The organism is Nocardioides oleivorans, assembly GCF_004137255.1.
In the GTDB taxonomy this organism is placed as follows: Bacteria; Actinomycetota; Actinomycetes; order Propionibacteriales; family Nocardioidaceae; genus Nocardioides; species Nocardioides oleivorans.
Genome location: NZ_SDWT01000001.1, coordinates 534,810 through 553,468 on the forward strand (window position 1 = coordinate 534,810; position 18,659 = coordinate 553,468).

Genomic DNA, 18,659 nt, shown 5'->3' on the forward strand with positions numbered 1-18,659 from the left:
GGGTCAGCTCTGCGGGACCACGTCGAGCGCGTCGAAGACGCGCTGGGTGACCTCGTCGACCTCGCCCATCCCGTCGACCTCGACGAGGATGCCGCGCTCGCGGTAGACCTCGATGAGCGGGGCGGTCTGCTCGGAGTAGACCTCCTGGCGCCGGCGTACGACGTCCTCGGTGTCGTCGGCGCGGCCGTCGGTCTGCGCCCGCTGGAGCAGGCGCTGGACGAGCTCCTCGGGGTCGACGGTGAGCACGACCACGGCGTCGAGGCGGTGGCCGGTGAAGCCGATCATCCCGTCGAGCTCGGTCACCTGGGCCAGCGTGCGCGGGTAGCCGTCGAGCAGGAAGCCGGGCTCGGCGTCGGGCTCGTCGATCCGGTTGCGCACCATCTTGTTGGTGACCTCGTCGGGGACGTACTCGCCGGCGTCCATGTAGCGCTGGGCCTCGACGCCGAGCGGCGTGCCGTCGGAGACGTTGGCGCGGAAGATGTCGCCCGTGGAGATGGCCGGGACGCCGAAGTGCTCGGCCACGAAGCGGGCCTGCGTGCCCTTGCCGGCCCCCGGGGGGCCCATGAGGATGAGTCTCATTTAGCGGAGGAATCCTTCGTAGTTGCGCTGCTGGAGCTGGCTCTCGATCTGCTTCACCGTGTCGAGGGCGACGCCGACCATGATGAGGATGGACGTGCCACCGAACGGGAAGTTCTGGTTGGCCTGGATCATCGCGAACGCGACGAGCGGGACCAACGAGATCAGGCCGAGGTAGAGAGCTCCAGGGAACGTGATGCGGGACAGGACGTAGGACAGGTAGTCCTCGGTCGGCTTGCCCGCCCGGATCCCGGGGATGAAGCCGCCGTACTTCTTCATGTTGTCCGCCACCTCGACAGGGTTGAAGGTGATCGAGACGTAGAAGTACGTGAAGAAGATGATGAGCAGGAAGTATGCCGCCATGTAGAGCGGGTGGTCACCGCCCACCAGGTAGGTGCCGATGAAGTCCAGGACAGGGTTCGCGCTGTCCGGGTTGAACTGCACCGCCATCGCCGGCAGGTAGAGCAGCGACGAGGCGAAGATGACCGGGATGATGCCGGCCTGGTTGACCTTCAACGGGATGTAGGTGGAGTTGCCGCCGAACATCTTGCGGCCCACCATCCGGCGGGCGTACTGCACCGGGATGCGGCGCTGCGCCTGCTCGATGAAGATGACCGCGGCCACGAGGATGAGGCCGATGACCATCACGATGGCGAAGGTGACCCAGCCCTTCGAGGTCTGGACGCTCCACAGGGACGCCGGGAAGGTGGCGACGACCTGGGTGAAGATGAGGATCGACATGCCGTTGCCGATGCCGCGGTCGGTGATGAGCTCACCGAGCCACATGATGACCGCGGTGCCGGCGGTCATGGTGATCACCATGACGAGGAACGTCGCGGTGCCGTTGTCGTGCAGCAGGTCCCGGTCGCAGCCCTGGAGCAGCGCCTTGTTGCGCGCGAGCGCGACGATGCCGGTGGCCTGCAGCACGGCCAGGCCGAGCGTGAGGTAGCGGGTGTACTGGGTGATCTTGGCCTGGCCGGCCTGACCCTCCTTCTTCAGCGCCTCGAGCCGCGGGATGACCACGACGAGCAGCTGCAGGATGATCGAGGCCGTGATGTAGGGCATGATCCCGAGCGCGAAGATGGTGAGCTGGAGCAGCGCACCACCGGAGAAGAGGTTGATCAGGCTGTAGAGCCCGCCCTCCTCGAGCTGGCTGATGCAGGCCTGCACGTTGGCCACGTGGACACCCGGGGTGGGTACCTGCGATCCGAGCCGGAAGATCGTGACGATCAGCAGGACGAAGAGCAGCTTCTTCCGCAGGTCCGGAGTCCGGAAAGCGTTGGCGAACGCGCCTAGCACTGGTTCCTCTTTCGTAAGGGTGCCCGACCGGGGACGGCGGGCGGACGAGAGACCTTCGACGTCGTGCGCCGGTGGGCCCGGGGAAGCCTAACAAGTCGCGGTTCAGCCCGCTCTTCCCCGTCAGTCAGTGGGAGAACGACGAAGGCCTGGCCGACAGTTCCCACTGTGCGGCCAGGCCTTCACCGGATGTGCGAGTGCGCGGCCCGTCAGGCCACGGTCGCGGTGCCGCCTGCGGCCTCGATCTTCGCCTTGGCGGAGGTCGAGTACGCGTCGACGCTGACCTGGACGGCGACGGAGATGTCGCCCTGGCCCAGGACCTTGACGGGCTGGCCCTTGCGGACCGCGCCCTTCTCGACGAGGTCGGCGACGGTCACCGCGCCACCGTCGGGGAAGAGCTCCCCGAGGCGGTCGAGGTTGACGACCTGGAACTCCACGCGGAAGGGGTTCTTGAAGCCCTTCAGCTTGGGCAGACGCATGTGGATCGGCATCTGGCCACCCTCGAACGCCACCGGAACCTGGTAGCGAGCCTTGGTGCCCTTGGTACCGCGACCGGCGGTCTTGCCCTTGGACGCCTCACCACGACCCACGCGGGTCTTGGCGGTCTTGGCGCCCGGAGCGGGACGCAAGTGGTGCAGCTTGAGCGTCATGTCACTCCACCTCCTCGAACGTCACCAGGTGACGGACAGTGTTGATCATGCCCCGGATCTCCGGGCGGTCTTCCTTCACGACGACGTCGCCGATCCGCTTGAGACCGAGCGAGCGAAGCGTCTCGCGCTGGTTGGCCTTGAGGCCGACCGTGCCGCGCTTCTGCTGGACCTTGAGCTGAGCCATTACGACTGCACCCCCGCGGCCTCGGCCTGACCCTCGGCACGCGCCTTGAGCAGCGCAGCCGGGGTGACGTCCTCGACCCGCATGCCGCGACGAGCCGCGACCTGCTCCGGCTCCTCCAGCATCCGCAGGGCCTCGACCGTCGCGTGGACGATGTTGATCTGGTTGGACGAGCCGAGCGACTTGCTCAGCACGTCGTGGATGCCGGCGCACTCGAGGACCGCACGCACCGGGCCACCGGCGATGACGCCGGTACCGGGAGCGGCGGGACGCAGCAGGACGACGCCTGCGGCCTTCTCGCCCTGCACCGGGTGCGGGATGGTGCCCTGGATGCGGGGGACCTTGAAGAAGTGCTTCTTGGCCTCCTCGACACCCTTGGCGATCGCCGCGGGAACTTCCTTCGCCTTGCCGTAGCCGACGCCGACCAGACCTTCACCGTCGCCGACGATCACGAGGGCGGTGAAGCTGAAGCGACGACCACCCTTCACGACCTTGGCGACACGGTTGATCGCCACGACGCGCTCGATGTAGGCGGTCTTGTCAGCCTGGCCACGACCGTTGTCGCGTCCTCCGCGACGGTCACCAGACTGGCGCTCGCCACCGCGCTGTCCGCGCTGGGCTCCGCTCATGAGACTTGCTCCTTAATCATCATTCGGGCGATCAGAACTGGAGGCCGCCCTCACGGGCGGCGTCGGCCAGGGCCGCGATGCGGCCGTGGTACTTGTTTCCGGCACGGTCGAAGACGACGTCCTCGATACCGGCCGCCTTGGCACGCGACGCCACCAGCTCGCCGACCTTCTTGGCCTTGGCGGTCTTGTCACCGTCGGTGCCACGGACGTCGGCCTCCATGGTGGAGGCGTAGGCCAGCGTCGCACCCTGCAGGTCGTCGACGACCTGCACCGAGAGGTGCTTGGCCGACTTGGTCACGACGAGGCGCGGACGCTCCGGGGTGCCGTTGATGCGCTTGCGGCCACGCGCCTGACGGCGCAGCCGCGCACGCACGCGGTTGGCGGTGTGCTTGTTGTTGCTCAGCGAGATCGCCATGTCACTTACCGGCCTTTCCGACCTTGCGGCGGATGTGCTCACCGGAGTAGCGCACGCCCTTGCCCTTGTAGGGCTCGGGCTTGCGGAGCTTGCGGATCTTGGCCGCAACCTCGCCGACGAGCTGCTTGTCGATGCCGACGACACCGAGCTTGGTCGGGCCCTCGACGGTGAAGGTGATGCCCTCGGGGGCGTCGAAGATGATCGGGTGCGAGTAGCCGAGCTGGAACTCGAGCTGCGTCGGGCCCTTGGGCAGGACGCGGTAACCCACGCCCACGATCTCGAGCTTCTTCTCGTAGCCCTCGGTGACGCCCACCACCATGTTGTTGATGAGCGTGCGGGTCAGGCCGTGCAGCGAGCGGCTGTTGCGCTCGTCGTCGGGGCGCTGAACCTCGAGGACGCCGTCCTCGCCCTGGGCGACCGTGATCGGTGACGCGATGGTGTGCGACAGGGTGCCCTTGGGGCCCTTGACGGTCACCAGCGAGTCGGCGATCGCGACGTCGACACCGGACGGGACCGCGATGGGGAGCTTGCCAATGCGCGACATGCTTCTCTCTCTTCCTGGTCTCAGTTGGTCCGGGTCACCAGACGTAGGCGAGGACTTCGCCGCCCACGCCCTTCTGGTTCGCCTGGCGGTCGGTCAGCAGGCCCTGCGACGTCGAGATGATCGCGACGCCGAGTCCACCGAGGACCCGGGGCAGGTTCGTGCTCTTGGCGTAGACGCGCAGGCCGGGCTTGCTGATGCGGCGGACGCCGGCGATCGAGCGCTCCCGGTTGCGGCCGTACTTGAGCGTGACGGTCAGCGTCTTGCCGACGGCGGGCTCGCCCTCGGAGTCGACGTTGTCCGCGACGTCGTAGGAGGTGATGTAACCCTCCTGCTTGAGGATCTCCGCGAGGCCGGCCTTCATCTTGCTGTAAGGCATCGACACCACGTCGTGGTACGCCTGGTTGGCGTTGCGCAGACGCGTGAGCATGTCTGCGATCGGGTCAGTCATCGTCATGATGTGGTTCTTTCTCGTCGTGGTTTCCTCAGGCTCGCGGCCTGGGGACCTGCAACGGGTGTGAGGTGATTACCAGGAGGACTTGGTGACGCCGGGCAGCTCGCCGCGGTGGGCCATCTCGCGCAGGCAGATGCGGCACAGGCCGAACTTGCGGTAGACGGACTTCGGGCGACCGCAGCGCTGGCAGCGGGTGTAGCCGCGGACAGCGAACTTCGGCTTGCGGGCGGCCTTGACCTTGAGTGCAGTCTTCGCCATGTCAGTTCTCCTTGAACGGGAAGCCGAGCTGCTTCAGCAGCGCGCGGCCCTCGTCGTCGTTGGTGGCGGTGGTCACCACGGTGATGTCCATGCCGCGCGACCGGTCGATCCTGTCCTGGTTGATCTCGTGGAACATGACCTGCTCGGTGAGACCGAAGGTGTAGTTGCCGCGGCCGTCGAACTGCTTGGGCGAGAGGCCGCGGAAGTCACGGATGCGGGGCAGCGCCAGGGAGAGCAGGCGGTCCAGGAACTCCCACATGCGGTCGCCGCGCAGCGTCACGTGCGCGCCGATCGGCATGCCCTCGCGCAGCTTGAACTGCGCGATGGACTTGCGTGCCTTGGTCACGGCCGGCTTCTGGCCGGTGATCGCGGTGAGGTCGCGGATCGCGCCCTCGATCAGCTTGGAGTCGCGAGCAGCCTCGCCGACACCCATGTTGACCACGATCTTGGTCAGGCCGGGGACCTGCATGATGTTGGCGATCTCGAACTCGGAGCGCAGCGCGGGGACGATCTCCTCGCGGTAGCGCGTCTTGAGACGCGGGATCTCGGTGGTGGTCTCGGCCATCTCAGATCTCCTTGCCGGTCTTGCGGGACACGCGGACCGAGCGGGTGGCGCTGTAGGTCGAGCCGTCGGGACGGCGCTTGGTGACCTCGTCGCGGCGGAAGCCGACGCGGGTGACGCCGTCACCCTCGACCAGCATCACGTTGGAGACGTGGATGGGCGCCTCGCGGGTGATGATGCCGCCGGTGGTGTTGGTCTGCTGAACGGACTTGGTGTGGCGCTTGACGAGGTTGACACCCTCGACGATCACGCGGTCCTCCTCGCGGAGCACCGAGATGACCTTGCCCTGGGCACCCTTGTCCTTGCCAGCGATCACCTTGACGGTGTCGCCCTTCTTGATGTTCATGTCCTTACCCATCTCTCACAGCACCTCGGGGGCGAGCGAGATGATCTTCATGAAGCGCTTCTCGCGCAGCTCACGACCCACGGGGCCGAAGATGCGCGTGCCACGGGGCTCGCCGTCGTTCTTGAGGATGACGGCGGCGTTCTCGTCGAAGCGGATGTAGGAACCGTCGGCGCGGCGACGCTCCTTGACGGTGCGCACGACCACGGCCTTGACGACGTCGCCCTTCTTGACGTTGCCACCGGGGATCGCGTCCTTGACGGTGGCGACGATGACGTCACCGATGCCGGCGTAGCGACGCCCAGAGCCACCGAGAACACGGATGCAGAGGATCTCCTTCGCACCGGTGTTGTCGGCGACCTTGAGTCGCGACTCCTGCTGGATCATTGATTTCTCCTGGTTGTCGAGCTGGTTCTCGCCCCCTCAGCGGGGAGCGAGCCTGGCCGAACTGATATGTGGAAACTGGTGCTCGAGGCCCGGGGGCCTCAGGTCACTTGGCCTTCTCGAGGACCTCGATGAGGCGCCAGCGCTTCGTGGCGGACAGCGGGCGGGTCTCCATGATCAGGACCCGGTCGCCGATGCCGCACTGGTTGGTCTCGTCGTGGGCCTTCAGGCGCGACGTCTTGCGCAGGACCTTGCCGTAGAGCGCGTGCTTCACGCGGTCCTCGACGCTCACGACGATGGTCTTGTCCATCTTGTCGCTCACGACCAGGCCCTCGCGGACCTTGCGCTGGTTGCGCTCAACTGCGTTCTCGCTCATGCCTTCGCCTCTTCGTTGGTGCCCGGCGCGGTGCGGATGCCGAGCTCGCGCTCGCGGACCACGGTGTAGATGCGGGCGATGTCCTTCTTGACCACGCGCAGTCGGCCGTGGCTCTCCAGCTGACCGGTGGCGGCCTGGAAGCGCAGGTTGAACAGCTCTTCCTTGGCCTCGCGCAGCTTCGCCTCCAGCTCGGTGGCGTTGAGCTCGTCGAGCTCGTGGGCTTCCAGCTTGGTAGCCATCAGAATTCACCGGCCTCTCGGGAGATGAACCGGCACTTCATCGGGAGCTTGTGCATCGCGCGGCGCATGGCCTCGCGAGCGGTCTCCTCGTCGACACCGGAGAGTTCGAACATGACGCGGCCGGGCTTGACGTTGGCCACCCACCACTCGGGGGAACCCTTGCCGGAACCCATGCGGGTCTCGGCAGGCTTCTTGGTCAGCGGGCGGTCCGGGTAGATGTTGATCCAGACCTTGCCGCCACGCTTGATGTGACGGGTCATGGCGATACGAGCCGACTCGATCTGTCGGTTGGTCACGTAGTGACCCTCGACCGCCTGGATGCCGAACTCACCGAAGGCGAGCGACGTGCCGCCCTTGGCGGCGCCGGTGCGCTTGGGGTGGTGCTGCTTGCGGTGCTTGACGCGACGGGGCATCAGCATGGGGGTCAGGCCTCCGATCCGGCGCTGGGAGCGGCCTCGGCCGGAGCCTCGGTCGACTCGGAGCGAGGGGCGCGGTCGCCGCGCGAGCCACGGCTCGGGCGCTCGCCGCCACGGGTGTTGGGACGACCACCGCGGCCGGGGGCACCGGCGCGGGCGGCCTGCTGGGCCTGGCGCTCGGCACGGGTGCCGGCGACCTCGCCCTTGTAGATCCAGACCTTGACGCCGATGCGACCGAAGGTCGTCTTGGCCTCGTAGAAGCCGTAGTCGATGTCGGCGCGGAGCGTGTGCAGGGGCACGCGGCCCTCGCGGTAGAACTCCGTGCGCGACATCTCGGCGCCGTTGAGGCGACCCGAGCACTGGATCCGGATGCCCTTGGCGCCGGAGCGCATCGAGGTCTGCATGGCCTTGCGCATGGCGCGGCGGAACTGCACGCGACCGGCGAGCTGCTCGGCGACGCCCTGGGCGACCAGCTGCGCGTCGATCTCGGGCTGCTTGACCTCGAGGATGTTGAGCTGGACCTGCTTGCCGGTCAGCTTCTCGAGCTCGCCGCGGATGCGGTCGGCCTCGGCGCCACGGCGACCGATGACGATGCCGGGACGCGCGGTGTGGATGTCCACACGGACGCGGTCACGGGTGCGCTCGATCTCGACCTTGGAGATGCCGGCCCGCTCCATGCCCTTGGAGAGCAGCTTGCGGATGGCGACGTCCTCGCCCACGTACGACTTGTAGAGCTTGTCGGCGTACCAACGGCTCTTGTGGTCGGTGGAGATGCCCAGGCGGAAGCCGTTCGGGTTGATCTTCTGGCCCATCAGGCACCCTTTCCGTTCTTGGTGGTGAGCGCGTCGGCCGGCTGCACCGCGAGGGTGATGTGGCTGGTGCGCTTGTTGATGCGGGTCGCACGGCCCTGGGCACGCGGACGCCAACGCTTCATCGTCGGGCCCTCGTCGACCATCGCGACGGAGAGGACCAGGTCGGCCCGGTTGAGGCCCTCGGTCGTCTCGGCGTTGGCGACGGCGCTCTCCAGCACCTTGTAGACGGTCTCGGAGGCGGCCTGCGGCGCGAACTGCAGCAGGGTGAGGGCCTCGTCGACCTGGAGGCCGCGGACCATGTCGACGACACGGCGGGCCTTCATCGGGGTGATCCGCACGTAGCGTGCGCTGGCGAACGCGCCCGGCTGGTCGCCGAGCAGCGACTCGCGGCGCGCACTGGTGCGGCTGCGCTCGGTGGTGCTCATCGACGGCGTCCCTTCCGGTCTTCCTTGACGTGTCCGCGGTAGGTGCGGGTGGGGGCGAACTCCCCGAGCTTGTGGCCGACCATGGAGTCGGTCACGAAGACCGGGACGTGCTTGCGACCGTCGTGGACGGCGATGGTGTGACCGATCATGTCGGGCACGATCATCGACCGGCGCGACCAGGTCTTGATGACGTTGTGGCTGCCCTTCTCGTTCTCGGCGTCCACCTTCTTCTGAAGGTGGTCGTCGACGAAGGGGCCCTTCTTCAGGCTGCGAGGCATGTCGGTTACTTCCTACCCTTGCCGGACTTGCGACGACGGATGATCTGGGAGTCGGACGCCTTGCGCTTGCGCGTACGGCCTTCCTTCTGGCCCCAGGGCGAGACGGGGTGGCGACCACCGGACGTCTTGCCCTCACCACCACCGTGCGGGTGGTCGACCGGGTTCATGACGACACCGCGGACGGTCGGGCGAACGCCCTTCCACCGCATGCGGCCGGCCTTGCCCCAGTTGATGTTGGACTGCTCGGCGTTGCCGACCTCGCCGATCGTCGCGCGGCAGCGCACGTCGACGAAGCGCATCTCGCCCGAAGGCATGCGCAGCGTCGCGCGGCTTCCCTCGCGGGCCACGAGCTGGGCGGAGTTGCCGGCCGAGCGGGCGATCTTGGCGCCGCCGCCCGGACGGAGCTCCACGCAGTGGATCGTGGTACCGACGGGGATGTTGCGCAGCGGCAGGTTGTTGCCGGGCTTGATGTCGGCGTTCGGGCCGGACTCGACGTGGATGCCCTGCTCGAGGCCCTTGGGCGCCACGATGTAGCGCTTCTCGCCGTCGGCGTAGTGCAGCAGCGCGATGCGGGCCGTGCGGTTGGGGTCGTACTCGATGTGAGCGACCTTGGCCGGGACGCCGTCCTTGTCGTAGCGACGGAAGTCGATGATGCGGTAGGCACGCTTGTGGCCACCACCCTTGTGGCGGGTGGTGATGCGTCCCTGGTTGTTGCGGCCGCCGTTCTTGGGCAGCGGGCGCGTCAGCGACTTCTCCGGCGTGGTCCGGGTGATCTCGACGAAGTCGGCCACGGACGAGCCACGACGGCCCGGGGTGGTCGGCTTGTACTTGCGGATAGCCATATCAGTTCCTAGTCAGGAGCCCGGTCAGGAGACCGGACCTCCGAAGATGTCGATGCGGTGACCCTCGGCGAGGCTGACGATCGCGCGCTTGGTGTTGGGACGCTTGCCCATGCCGTAGCGGGTGCGACGGGTCTTGCCCTGGCGGTTGATCGTGTTGACCGAGGTGACCTTGACGTCGAAGACCTTCTCGACCGCGATCTTGATCTCGGTCTTGTTGGCGTCCGGGTGGACGATGAAGGTGTACTTGTTGGCGTCGAGCAGGCCGTAGCTCTTCTCCGACACGACCGGCGCGATCAGGATGTCGCGGTGGTCCTTGTGCAGGGTGCTCACTTGTCGTCCTCCTTGGCGCCACCGGCACGCGTGAAGCCAGCGGCCTCGGCGTCCTCGGAGCTCTTGAACCAGAACTCGGCCTCAGTGGTGTCGTACCACTGGCCGTCGGGCTCGTGGTAGAGACCCGAGTCGGCGTTGCCCTTGACCTCGTAGCCCTTCGGGGCCTTGCCGCTCTTCAGCGGGGCCTTGGCACCCTTCGGCAGGGCGGTGGCCTCGTCGGCGGCGGCCTCGTCGGCAGCCGGGACGGCGGCGAACGCCTTGACCTCGGCCGGGGCCTCGGTCGTCGCGGGCTTCTCCGCCTTCGCGGCCGGGGCCGCAGCGGAGCCACCCACGAACGCGTCGTAGGCACCCTTGGTGAAGACGACGTCGTCGGAGGCGATCACGTCGTAGGTGTTGAGCTGGTCGACGGCGACGATGTGGACCTCGGGCGCGTTGCGCAGCGAGAGCCAGGTGATCGCGTCGGAACGCTCGAGCACCACGAGGTAGCCCACGCGGTCGGTCAGCGAGGTGAGCGTGGCGAGCGCGGCCTTGGTGGAGGGCTTGTCGCCCGACACCAGGCCGTCGACCACGTGCACGCGGTCGTTGCGGGCCCGGTCGGAGAGGGCACCGCGCAGGGCGGCGGCCTTCATCTTCTTGGGGGTGCGCTGGTCGTAGTCGCGCGGCTTGGGGCCGTGCACGATGCCACCACCGGCGAACTGCGGCGCGCGGGTCGAGCCCTGGCGGGCACGACCGGTGCCCTTCTGCTTGTAGGGCTTCTTGCCACCGCCGCGGACCTCGCCGCGACGCTTGGTCGAGTGCGTGCCCTGGCGGGCCGCGGCCTGCTGGGCCACGACGACCTGGTGGATCAGGGGGACGTTGACCTCGACGTCGAAGATCTCGGCGGGGAGGTCGACCTTGACGGTCTTGACAGCCATGCTCAGGCCTCCTGCTTCTTCGCGGCCGAGCGGAGGACGACGAGCCCGTTCTTGGGGCCGGGAACGGCACCCTTGATCAGGATCAGGCCCTTGTCGGCGTCGACGGCGTGCACCGTCAGGTTCTGGGTGGTCACGGTGTCGTTACCCATGCGGCCGGCCATGCGGGTGCCCTTGAAGACGCGACCCGGGGTGGCGCAGGCGCCGATCGAGCCCGGCTTGCGGTGGTTGCGGTGGGCACCGTGCGAGGCCGAGACACCGGCGAAGCCGTGGCGCTTCATGACACCGGCGAAGCCCTTGCCCTTGCTGGTGCCGGTCACGTCGATCTCCTCGCCGGCGGCGAAGGTGTCGACGGTGAGCTCCTGGCCCACGGTGTAGCCGGCGGCGTCGGCGGTGCGGATCTCCACCACGTGGCGGCGGGGGGTGACCCCGGCCTTGGCGAAGTGCCCGGCCTCGGGCGAGTTCACCTTGCGGGCCTCGATCTCGCCGAAGCCGACCTGGATGGCGTTGTAGCCGTCCACCTCGGGCTGGCGGACCTGGGTGACCACGTTGGTGCTCGCGGCGATCACGGTCACGGGGACGACCTTGTTGTTCTCGTCCCAGAGCTGGGTCATGCCGAGCTTGGTGCCCAGCAGCCCCTTCACGTTGCGTTCGAAAGTCATCTCAGCAGCCTCAGAGCTTGATCTCGATGTCGACACCGGCAGGCAGGTCGAGACGCATCAGCGAGTCGACGGTCTTGGGCGTCGGGTCGATGATGTCGATGAGCCGCTTGTGCGTGCGCATCTCGAAGTGCTCGCGGGAGTCCTTGTACTTGTGGGGCGATCGGATGACGCAGTACACGTTCTTCTCGGTCGGCAGCGGCACAGGGCCGGCGACCTTCGCACCCGTGCGGGTGACGGTGTCCACGATCTTCCGCGCCGAGGTGTCGATCACCTCGTGGTCATAGGCCTTGAGCCTGATGCGGATCTTCTGTCCCGCCATAGGTCCCTGTCCTCTTCGATCTCGTACGCCTGGTCTTGTTTCGGCTCTCAGCCCCCGGTGGGCGAGCGCCGCCTGTCTCTCCTCCACCCTCCGACCCCCGCGGTCGGGCGTGTCGCCGCTCCCGAAAGAACTGGAGCCATGACACGACCCCGTTGGGGAAGCGGTGTATCTGTGGGTGGCACCCGCCGGTCGGCGGATCTGGTCGGGTCTCCGATCACCGTGTGACCTGGTGCGGCGCACGCAGACGACTGGCTCGATCAAGGAGACGCGATTCAGAAGTCAATGTGTGCCGTCCCCGGCGACCCGCCGGAGCAACCGGAACATCTTGACAGACGCGACTGCCCCACGCCAAATCGGAATGCCCGGAGCCCGGCTCAGCCGGCGACGAAGGCCAGCAGACGCCTGCCGATCCGGGTGACGGCCTGGTCGACCGGATCGACGAGGAGGTCCCAGCCGTGGCCGTCGCGGCCCGGCACGAAGCCTACGCCGGCGGCACGAGCCAGCGCGCGGGCATCTCGGAACGCCTGCCGTCCGTCGCTGGGCGCCATCACCACCAGCCCCGGCTCCGGCAGCCGGTCGGCGAGCCCGGCCAGCTCGACGGCCTCCCAGGACGAGGGGCCGGACACGTCGGCCCAGGCGTCGACGTCCGCACCGCTGGCGGCGGCGATCACGGTGAGGGAGCCGCCCATCGAGGCACCCACGAGCACCACGCGATCGGCGCCGAGCTCGCCGCGGGCGGTCGCCACGGCGGCGGCGACCTCGTTGAGCGGATCGGCGTCCTGCTCCGGGGTGCAGACCGACTCCCCGTAGCCGCACGGGTTCACCAGCAGCGAGGTCAGTCCCGCATCCTGCGCGGCGCTCGCCCACCGTCCCCAGCCGCACATCCCGGTGATCTGGGGAAGCAGGACGGCCACCGTCGCAGCAGTCGCCGGGCCGATGCGGGCCGCCTCGATGTCCCCGCCGGTCGAGCCGCTGATGGTGAACGCATCGAGCTCTGCCCCCTCCGGGATCGCCGATCCGCAGCGCTCGCGCAGCGCAGCCGTGGGGTCGGGCGTCGCGTCGACGACCGGTTCACCCGAGGGAGCGGGGCTGTCGTCGCCGACGCCCGAGCACCCGGACGCCAGCAGCAGGAGCGCAGCGAGGAGCGCCGCTCCCCTGCCCCTCCCGACGCCGCGCACAGCACGAGGATAGGCGCGCGCCGGACCGGACCTCAGGTCGTACGGCGGTAGACGTAGTCGACGATGTCGCGGCCGACCTCGACGCCCTTGCGCTCGAAACGGGTCACCGGGCGCTCTGCCCAACGCTCGACCGGCCCGCCCTCGAGCGTCGGCTCGGCGTCGAGCACCTCGCGCATCTGCTCGGCGTAGTCGGCCCAGTCGGTGGCGAGCCGCCAGGCGCCGCCGGGCACGAGCCGGGAGGACACGAGGGCCGCGTTGGCCGGGTTCACCAGGCGCCGCTTGTGGTGCTTGGTCTTGCGCCACGGGTCGGGGAAGAACGTCCAGAGCTCGGCGAGGCTGGCGGGGGCGAGCAGGTGCTCGAGCGACCAGACCGCGTCGACGGAGCAGAACCGGACGTTGTCGGCGCCGGCCTCGGCCACCCGCCACAGCGAGTCGGCCACACCCGGGAGCCACACCTCGAGCGCCAGCACGTTGTGGTCGGGACGCGCGGCGGCGAGCACCGCCGTCGCCTCGCCGATGCCCGAGCCGATCTCCACGATCAGCGGCGCCTCGCGCCCGAAGCGCTCGGCCAGGGAGAAGTCCGGCTTGTCGACGGCCTCGTCGGGGATCACCCAGTCGGCCTGGTGCGCCGCCCAGGACTCGGCCTGCCGCGGGGTGAAGCGGCTGCCGCGCCGGGAGTAGGTGAGGACCTCGCGCATGCGACGCCCGTCCTCGGTGAGCTTGTGGTGCGGCCGGGCAGGGCGTACGACGTCGTTCACGGAGACATTGTCGCTCGCTCCGCTTGCGAGTGCTCGCCGGGTCGGGCGCGCCTCAGAGGTGTGCCAGTGCGCCCGTCAGCACCGACCGCAGGCGCTGCTCGATGTCGTCGAACTCGGGCTGTCCGATGATCAGCGGCGGGGCGAGCTGGATGACCGGGTCGCCGCGGTCGTCGGCGCGGCAGTAGAGGCCGGCCTCCCACAACGCGCCGGAGAGATAGCCGCGCAGGAGCCGCTCGGACTCCGCCTCGTCGAAGGTCTCCTTGGTCTCGCGGTCCTTGACCAGCTCGATGCCGTAGAAGTAGCCGTGGCCGCGGACGTCGCCGACGATCGGGATGTCGAGCAGCTTCTCCAGGGTGGCCCGGAAGCCGGGCGCGTTCTCCTGGACGTGGGCGTTGAGGCCCTCGCGCTCGAAGATGTCGAGGTTGGCCATCGCGACGGCCGAGGAGACCGGGTGGCCGCCGAAGGTGTAGCCGTGGGCGTAGGCCGTGGTGCCGGACTTGAACGGCTCGAAGAGGCGGTCGCTGGCGATCATCGCGCCGATCGGCGAGTAGCCCGAGGTCATGCCCTTGGCGCAGGTGATGATGTCGGGCTGGTAGCCGAACTCGGCGGCACCGAACATCTCGCCGACGCGGCCGAAGGCGCAGATGACCTCGTCGGAGACGAGCAGGACGTCGTACTGGTCGCAGATCTCGCGGACCCGCTCGAAGTAGCCGGGCGGCGGCGGGAAGCACCCGCCGGCGTTCTGGACCGGCTCGAGGAAGACGGCGGCGACCGTGTCGGGGCCCTCGAACTCGATGGCCTCGGCGATCCGGTCGGCGGCCCAGCGGCCGAAGGCCTTCTCGTCGTCGCCGACGAACTCGGGACGGCGGTAGAAGTTGGTGTTGGGCACCTTGTGCGCGCCGGGGACGAGCGGCTCGAACATCTCCTTCAGCGGCGGGATGCCGGTGATGGAGAGCGCGCCCTGCGGGGTGCCGTGGTAGGCGACCGCGCGGGAGATGACCTTGTGCTTGCCGGGCTTGCCGGTGAGCTTGAAGTACTGCTTGGCCAGCTTCCAGGCCGACTCGACGGCCTCCCCGCCGCCGGTGGTGAAGAAGACGCGGTTGAGGTCGCCGGGGGCCAGCGAGGCGATCCGGTCGGCGAGCTCGACGGCCTTGGGGTGCGCGAAGGACCACAGCGGGAAGAAGGCCAGCTCCTTCGCCTGGCGAGCGGCCGCCTCGGCGAGCTCCTCACGACCGTGGCCGACCTGGACGACGAAGAGGCCCGCGAGGCCGTCGATGTACTCCCGACCGTGGCTGTCCCAGATCTTGTGGCCCTCGCCCTTCACGATCAGCGGCATCTCGCCGCCGTTCTCGTAGGTCGAGTGCCGCGTGAAGTGCAACCACAGGTGGTCGCGGCCGGCGCTCTGGTAGTCGAACGACGGGTCCATGGACTGCATGCTCATCGGGTGCCCCAGTTGTAGTGCTGCTTGTTGAGCTTGAGGTAGACGAAGGTCTCGGAGGAGACCACGCCGTCGAGCTCTCGGATCTGACGGATGACGTCGAGCAGGTGGGGGTCGTCCTCGCACACGACCTCGACGAGGAGGTCGAAGCTGCCGGCCGTGGTGACGACGTAGTCGACCTCGCGCACCTCGGCGAGTCGGTCGCCCACCTTCAGCGGGTCGCCCTCGGTCCGGACCCCGATCATCGCCTGGCGGGTGAACCCGACCTGGGTCGGATCGGTCACGGCGACGACCTGCATCACCTCGGAGTCGAGCAGCTTCTGCACCCGCGCCCGCGCGGCGGCCTCGGACAGGCCGACCGCCTTCGCGATCGCGGCGTACGAGATCCGGCCGTCCTCCTGGAGCAGCTCGATGATGCGCTTGGCGGTCGCATCCAGCCGCACAGATGGCTCGGTCATGGGGCCCATCGTGCTGTGCCCGTTGCCCTCTCCGCAAGCCGACGAGCGCGGAATCCGCATTTCATACTCGTTAAATCTGCGATTACCGCACTTTTGTTGTGGACAACTATGGAGTTCGGTCCCGCACCCGTCCTAGTCTCCCAGCACCGCACCACACCGGGAGGACCTCACATGCCCAGCCCACGCACGCTCCGCAACTTCATCGGCGGCGCCTACGTCGCGGGTGCCGACTCGACCTCCGACGTGGTCAACCCGGCCACCGGCGAGGTCGTCGCCCTGGCACCGGTCAGCGGCAGCGAGGAGGTCGACGCGGCCTACGAGGCGGCCGGCACGGCGTTCCAGGAGTGGGGCAGCACGACGCCCAGCGAGCGCCAGCAGGCGCTGCTGAAGTTCGCCGACTCGATCGAGGCGCACGCCCAGGAGCTCATCGACCTGGAGTCGGAGAACACCGGCAAGATCAAGGCGCTCACCGCGAGCGAGGAGATCCCGCCGATGGTCGACCAGCTCCGGTTCTTCGCCGGCGCCGCCCGTGTCCTCGAGGGCAAGGCCGCCGGGGAGTACCTGGCCGGGCACACCTCGTGGATCCGGCGCGAGCCGATCGGCGTCGTCGGCCAGGTGACCCCCTGGAACTACCCGCTGATGATGGCGGTCTGGAAGATCGCGCCCGCGCTCGCGGCCGGCAACACCGTCGTGCTGAAGCCCAGCGACACCACGCCGGAGAGCACCCTGCGGCTGGCCGAGCTGGCCTCGGAGTTCCTCCCCCCCGGCACCCTCAACGTCATCACCGGGGACCGGGAGACCGGACGCCTGCTGGTGGAGCACCCGTTGCCCGGGCTCGTCGCGATCACCGGATCGGTCCGCGCGGGCGCGGAGGTCGCCGCCAGTGCTGCGCCGAGCGTCAAGCGGGTCCACCTCGAGCTCGGCGGCAAGGCGCCGGTGGTGGTCTTCGACGACGCCGACATCGAGGCGGCCGTCGAGGGCATCGCGATCGCCGGCTACTTCAACGCCGGCCAGGACTGCACCGCCGCGACCCGCGTGCTGGCGGCGCCCGGCATCCACGACGACTTCGTCGCGGCGCTCGCCGACTACGCACGCAGCCAGGCGCCCGTCGGGCTACCCGACGACGAGGACGCCCTCTTCGGCCCCGTCAACAACGCCCGGCAGCTCGCGCACGTCAGCGGCTTCATCGAGGACCTCCCCTCGCACGCGACCGTGTCGGCGGGAGGGAACCGTCGTACGGACCTGGGCGCGGGCTACTACCTCGAGCCGACCGTCCTCTCCGGGCTCCTGCAGGACGACGCCGCCATCCAGAACGAGATCTTCGGCCCGGTGATCACCGTGCAGAAGTTCACCGACGAGGCCGAGGCGGTCCGCTGGGCCAACGGCGTCGACTACGGCCTCGCCTCCTCGGTGTGGACCAAGGACTTCGGCCGCGCGATGCGGATGTCGAAGGCGCTGGACTTCGGCTGCGTGTGGATCAACACCCACATCCCGCTCGTCGCGGAGATGCCGCACGGCGGCTACAAGAAGTCGGGCTACGGCAAGGACCTGTCGATGTACGGGTTCGAGGACTACACCCGCGTCAAGCACGTGATGGCCAACATCGAGAGCTGAGCAGGACCGGACCGGGCAGCACACCAGACACCACTCGGGGCTGAGAGCAAGGGACCTGAACTGATGACACCGATCGCGCGCCGCCCACGGCGCCCGCTGTCGCCGCCGGCGGCCGCCCTCACCCAGGCGATGGCCGGGGGGATGAGCCGTCGGGCACTGCTCGGCTCCGGTCTCGCCGCCGGTTCGGTCGCCGCCCTCAGCGCCTGCGCCCCGCCGGAGCCGCCGTCGGGCGGCACGGCGGCGCTCGACCTGCCCAAGGACGTGTCCGCCACCGACAAGACGCTCAAGTGGGCGAACTGGACGGCGTACCTCGACATGAACGGCAAGGAGACACAGTCACCGACGCTCGAGGCCTTCATGCAGCAGACCGGCATCGAGGTCGCCTACAGCGAGGACGTCGACGACAACGACTCCTACTACGCCAAGGTCGGGCCGCAGCTGCGCGCCGGCCAGAGCATCGACCGCGACATCTTCACCTTCACCGACTGGATGGCCGCCCGCGTGATCCGCGACCAGCTGTGCCAGCCGCTCGAGCTGATCCAGATGCCCAACGTGGTCAACAACCTGCTCCAGCCGCTCAAGGACGTCTCCTTCGACCCCGGCCGCCAGCACTCGATCACCTGGCAGAGCGGCTTCGCCGGGATCGGCTACAACAAGGCGAAGGTCGGCCGCGAGCTGAAGACCCTCGACGACCTCTGGAGCGACGACCTCAAGGGCCGCATCGTGGTGCTCTCGGAGTTCCGGGACACCGCAGGCCTGGTGATGCAGTCGCAGGGCGTCGACATCGACAGCGACTGGGGCAAGGCGCAGTTCGAGGCGGCGCTCGACTTCATCGAGGGCAAGATCGAGGACGGCTACATCCGCAAGGTGAAGGGGAACTCCTACATGGAGGACCTCACCAGCGGCAACGCCGTCGCCGGCATCACCTGGAGCGGCGACATCTTCGTGCTCGCCGCCGACACGGGCGACGACAACTGGACCTTCACCGTGCCGGAGTCCGGCGGCACGCTCTGGTCCGACAACATGCTGGTGCCGATCACCTCCACGCACCGGTCCAACGCCGAGAAGCTGATGGACTACTACTACGACCCGGCCGTGGCCGCGCAGGTCGCCGCGTGGGTCAACTACGTCTGCCCGGTCGACGGCGCGCAGGCGGAGATGGAGAAGATCGACCCGACGCTGGCCGAGAGCCCCTTCATCTTCCCCACGGCCGACTACATCGCCGAGCACAACATCCAGTCCTTCCGGGTGCTCACGGCCGACGAGGACATCGAGTTCGCCGACCTCTGGTCCACGAAGGTGATGGGGAACTGA

Annotated in this window: 29 protein-coding genes; 2 read left to right on the forward strand and 27 right to left on the reverse strand. The window is 68.5% G+C overall.

Translation table 11 applies throughout. The features are described 5' to 3' along the window. Positions 1-3 precede the first annotated feature (3 nt). From EUA93_RS02520 to EUA93_RS02650, 27 genes are all read right to left on the reverse strand, one after another. Entirely contained in the window at positions 4-579 is a 576-nt protein-coding gene (locus EUA93_RS02520) for an adenylate kinase (protein WP_129398459.1), read from the reverse strand. After that, complete coding sequence (secY, locus tag EUA93_RS02525) at positions 580-1,875, reverse strand: preprotein translocase subunit SecY (protein ID WP_129398461.1); 1,296 nt, start codon at positions 1,873-1,875, stop codon at positions 580-582. 206 nt (positions 1,876-2,081) lie between these two features. Then, positions 2,082-2,522, reverse strand: coding sequence for a 50S ribosomal protein L15 (rplO, locus tag EUA93_RS02530; protein ID WP_129398463.1), 441 nt, complete (start codon positions 2,520-2,522; stop codon positions 2,082-2,084). Position 2,523: 1 nt separating this feature from the next. Further along, positions 2,524-2,706 carry a 50S ribosomal protein L30 gene (gene rpmD / locus EUA93_RS02535; protein ID WP_090969275.1) on the reverse strand — a complete coding sequence of 61 codons (183 nt, stop codon included), beginning with the start codon at positions 2,704-2,706 and terminating at the stop codon, positions 2,524-2,526. Further along, the gene (gene rpsE, locus EUA93_RS02540) at positions 2,706-3,332 is read right to left on the reverse strand and encodes a 30S ribosomal protein S5 (protein ID WP_129398465.1); all 627 of its coding nucleotides are present in this window, start codon (positions 3,330-3,332) and stop codon (positions 2,706-2,708) included. Before rpsE ends, rpmD begins: the two co-directional genes overlap by 1 nt. Before the next feature lie 31 nt (positions 3,333-3,363). After that, a complete protein-coding gene (gene rplR, locus EUA93_RS02545) occupies positions 3,364-3,747 on the reverse strand; it encodes a 50S ribosomal protein L18 (protein ID WP_129398467.1) in 384 nt (127 codons plus the stop codon). A 1-nt stretch (position 3,748) separates the two neighbouring features. Beyond that, positions 3,749-4,291, reverse strand: a complete 543-nt coding sequence (gene rplF / locus EUA93_RS02550) for a 50S ribosomal protein L6 (RefSeq protein WP_129398469.1) — start codon at positions 4,289-4,291, stop codon at positions 3,749-3,751. A 34-nt stretch (positions 4,292-4,325) separates the two neighbouring features. After that, positions 4,326-4,745, reverse strand: a complete 420-nt coding sequence (gene rpsH / locus EUA93_RS02555; RefSeq protein WP_129398471.1) for a 30S ribosomal protein S8 — start codon at positions 4,743-4,745, stop codon at positions 4,326-4,328. Positions 4,746-4,814: 69 nt separating this feature from the next. Next, positions 4,815-5,000: a type Z 30S ribosomal protein S14 gene (locus EUA93_RS02560; RefSeq protein ID WP_056151931.1), complete on the reverse strand. Its 186-nt coding sequence runs from the start codon at positions 4,998-5,000 to the stop codon at positions 4,815-4,817. A gap of 1 nt (position 5,001) precedes the next feature. After that, on the reverse strand, positions 5,002-5,565 hold the full coding sequence (gene rplE, locus EUA93_RS02565; RefSeq protein ID WP_129398473.1) for a 50S ribosomal protein L5: 564 nt from the start codon (positions 5,563-5,565) through the stop codon (positions 5,002-5,004). 1 nt (position 5,566) lies between these two features. After that, positions 5,567-5,908 carry a 50S ribosomal protein L24 gene (gene rplX / locus EUA93_RS02570; RefSeq protein WP_129398475.1) on the reverse strand — a complete coding sequence of 114 codons (342 nt, stop codon included), beginning with the start codon at positions 5,906-5,908 and terminating at the stop codon, positions 5,567-5,569. 15 nt (positions 5,909-5,923) lie between these two features. Further along, positions 5,924-6,292 carry a 50S ribosomal protein L14 gene (gene rplN / locus EUA93_RS02575; protein WP_056599693.1) on the reverse strand — a complete coding sequence of 123 codons (369 nt, stop codon included), beginning with the start codon at positions 6,290-6,292 and terminating at the stop codon, positions 5,924-5,926. 103 nt (positions 6,293-6,395) lie between these two features. Beyond that, on the reverse strand, positions 6,396-6,665 hold the full coding sequence (rpsQ, locus tag EUA93_RS02580) for a 30S ribosomal protein S17 (protein WP_129398477.1): 270 nt from the start codon (positions 6,663-6,665) through the stop codon (positions 6,396-6,398). Beyond that, positions 6,662-6,904: a 50S ribosomal protein L29 gene (gene rpmC / locus EUA93_RS02585; protein ID WP_129398479.1), complete on the reverse strand. Its 243-nt coding sequence runs from the start codon at positions 6,902-6,904 to the stop codon at positions 6,662-6,664. The genes rpsQ and rpmC overlap by 4 nt, the downstream gene beginning before the upstream one ends. Continuing rightward, positions 6,904-7,323 carry a 50S ribosomal protein L16 gene (rplP, locus tag EUA93_RS02590; RefSeq protein WP_129398481.1) on the reverse strand — a complete coding sequence of 140 codons (420 nt, stop codon included), beginning with the start codon at positions 7,321-7,323 and terminating at the stop codon, positions 6,904-6,906. Before rplP ends, rpmC begins: the two co-directional genes overlap by 1 nt. Before the next feature lie 5 nt (positions 7,324-7,328). Beyond that, complete coding sequence (rpsC, locus tag EUA93_RS02595) at positions 7,329-8,132, reverse strand: 30S ribosomal protein S3 (RefSeq protein WP_129398482.1); 804 nt, start codon at positions 8,130-8,132, stop codon at positions 7,329-7,331. Beyond that, the gene (gene rplV / locus EUA93_RS02600; protein WP_129398484.1) at positions 8,132-8,557 is read right to left on the reverse strand and encodes a 50S ribosomal protein L22; all 426 of its coding nucleotides are present in this window, start codon (positions 8,555-8,557) and stop codon (positions 8,132-8,134) included. The genes rpsC and rplV overlap by 1 nt, the downstream gene beginning before the upstream one ends. Continuing rightward, complete coding sequence (rpsS, locus tag EUA93_RS02605; protein WP_090969263.1) at positions 8,554-8,835, reverse strand: 30S ribosomal protein S19; 282 nt, start codon at positions 8,833-8,835, stop codon at positions 8,554-8,556. The genes rplV and rpsS overlap by 4 nt, the downstream gene beginning before the upstream one ends. Before the next feature lie 5 nt (positions 8,836-8,840). Then, entirely contained in the window at positions 8,841-9,677 is an 837-nt protein-coding gene (gene rplB / locus EUA93_RS02610) for a 50S ribosomal protein L2 (protein ID WP_129398486.1), read from the reverse strand. 24 nt (positions 9,678-9,701) lie between these two features. Further along, a complete protein-coding gene (rplW, locus tag EUA93_RS02615) occupies positions 9,702-10,007 on the reverse strand; it encodes a 50S ribosomal protein L23 (protein ID WP_056906590.1) in 306 nt (101 codons plus the stop codon). Further along, positions 10,004-10,921, reverse strand: a complete 918-nt coding sequence (rplD, locus tag EUA93_RS02620) for a 50S ribosomal protein L4, sunset domain variant (protein ID WP_129398488.1) — start codon at positions 10,919-10,921, stop codon at positions 10,004-10,006. Before rplD ends, rplW begins: the two co-directional genes overlap by 4 nt. A 2-nt stretch (positions 10,922-10,923) precedes the next feature. Beyond that, positions 10,924-11,580 (reverse strand): 50S ribosomal protein L3, encoded by a 657-nt coding sequence (rplC, locus tag EUA93_RS02625; protein WP_129398490.1) that lies wholly within the window; start codon positions 11,578-11,580, stop codon positions 10,924-10,926. 10 nt (positions 11,581-11,590) lie between these two features. Beyond that, a complete protein-coding gene (rpsJ, locus tag EUA93_RS02630) occupies positions 11,591-11,899 on the reverse strand; it encodes a 30S ribosomal protein S10 (protein ID WP_008360994.1) in 309 nt (102 codons plus the stop codon). A gap of 374 nt (positions 11,900-12,273) precedes the next feature. Next, positions 12,274-13,077: an alpha/beta hydrolase family protein gene (locus EUA93_RS02635; protein ID WP_129398492.1), complete on the reverse strand. Its 804-nt coding sequence runs from the start codon at positions 13,075-13,077 to the stop codon at positions 12,274-12,276. A gap of 32 nt (positions 13,078-13,109) precedes the next feature. Beyond that, positions 13,110-13,835: a tRNA (guanine(46)-N(7))-methyltransferase TrmB gene (gene trmB, locus EUA93_RS02640; RefSeq protein WP_242497208.1), complete on the reverse strand. Its 726-nt coding sequence runs from the start codon at positions 13,833-13,835 to the stop codon at positions 13,110-13,112. A gap of 52 nt (positions 13,836-13,887) precedes the next feature. Further along, the gene (locus tag EUA93_RS02645; RefSeq protein WP_129398493.1) at positions 13,888-15,276 is read right to left on the reverse strand and encodes an aspartate aminotransferase family protein; all 1,389 of its coding nucleotides are present in this window, start codon (positions 15,274-15,276) and stop codon (positions 13,888-13,890) included. Next, positions 15,273-15,731 (reverse strand): Lrp/AsnC family transcriptional regulator, encoded by a 459-nt coding sequence (locus EUA93_RS02650; protein ID WP_129398495.1) that lies wholly within the window; start codon positions 15,729-15,731, stop codon positions 15,273-15,275. Before EUA93_RS02650 ends, EUA93_RS02645 begins: the two co-directional genes overlap by 4 nt. A gap of 171 nt (positions 15,732-15,902) precedes the next feature. On the opposite strand from EUA93_RS02650, the gene EUA93_RS02655 reads away from it, so the two are divergent. Continuing rightward, positions 15,903-17,345, forward strand: coding sequence for a gamma-aminobutyraldehyde dehydrogenase (locus EUA93_RS02655; RefSeq protein ID WP_129398497.1), 1,443 nt, complete (start codon positions 15,903-15,905; stop codon positions 17,343-17,345). 63 nt (positions 17,346-17,408) lie between these two features. Continuing rightward, a complete protein-coding gene (locus EUA93_RS02660) occupies positions 17,409-18,659 on the forward strand; it encodes an ABC transporter substrate-binding protein (RefSeq protein WP_129398499.1) in 1,251 nt (416 codons plus the stop codon).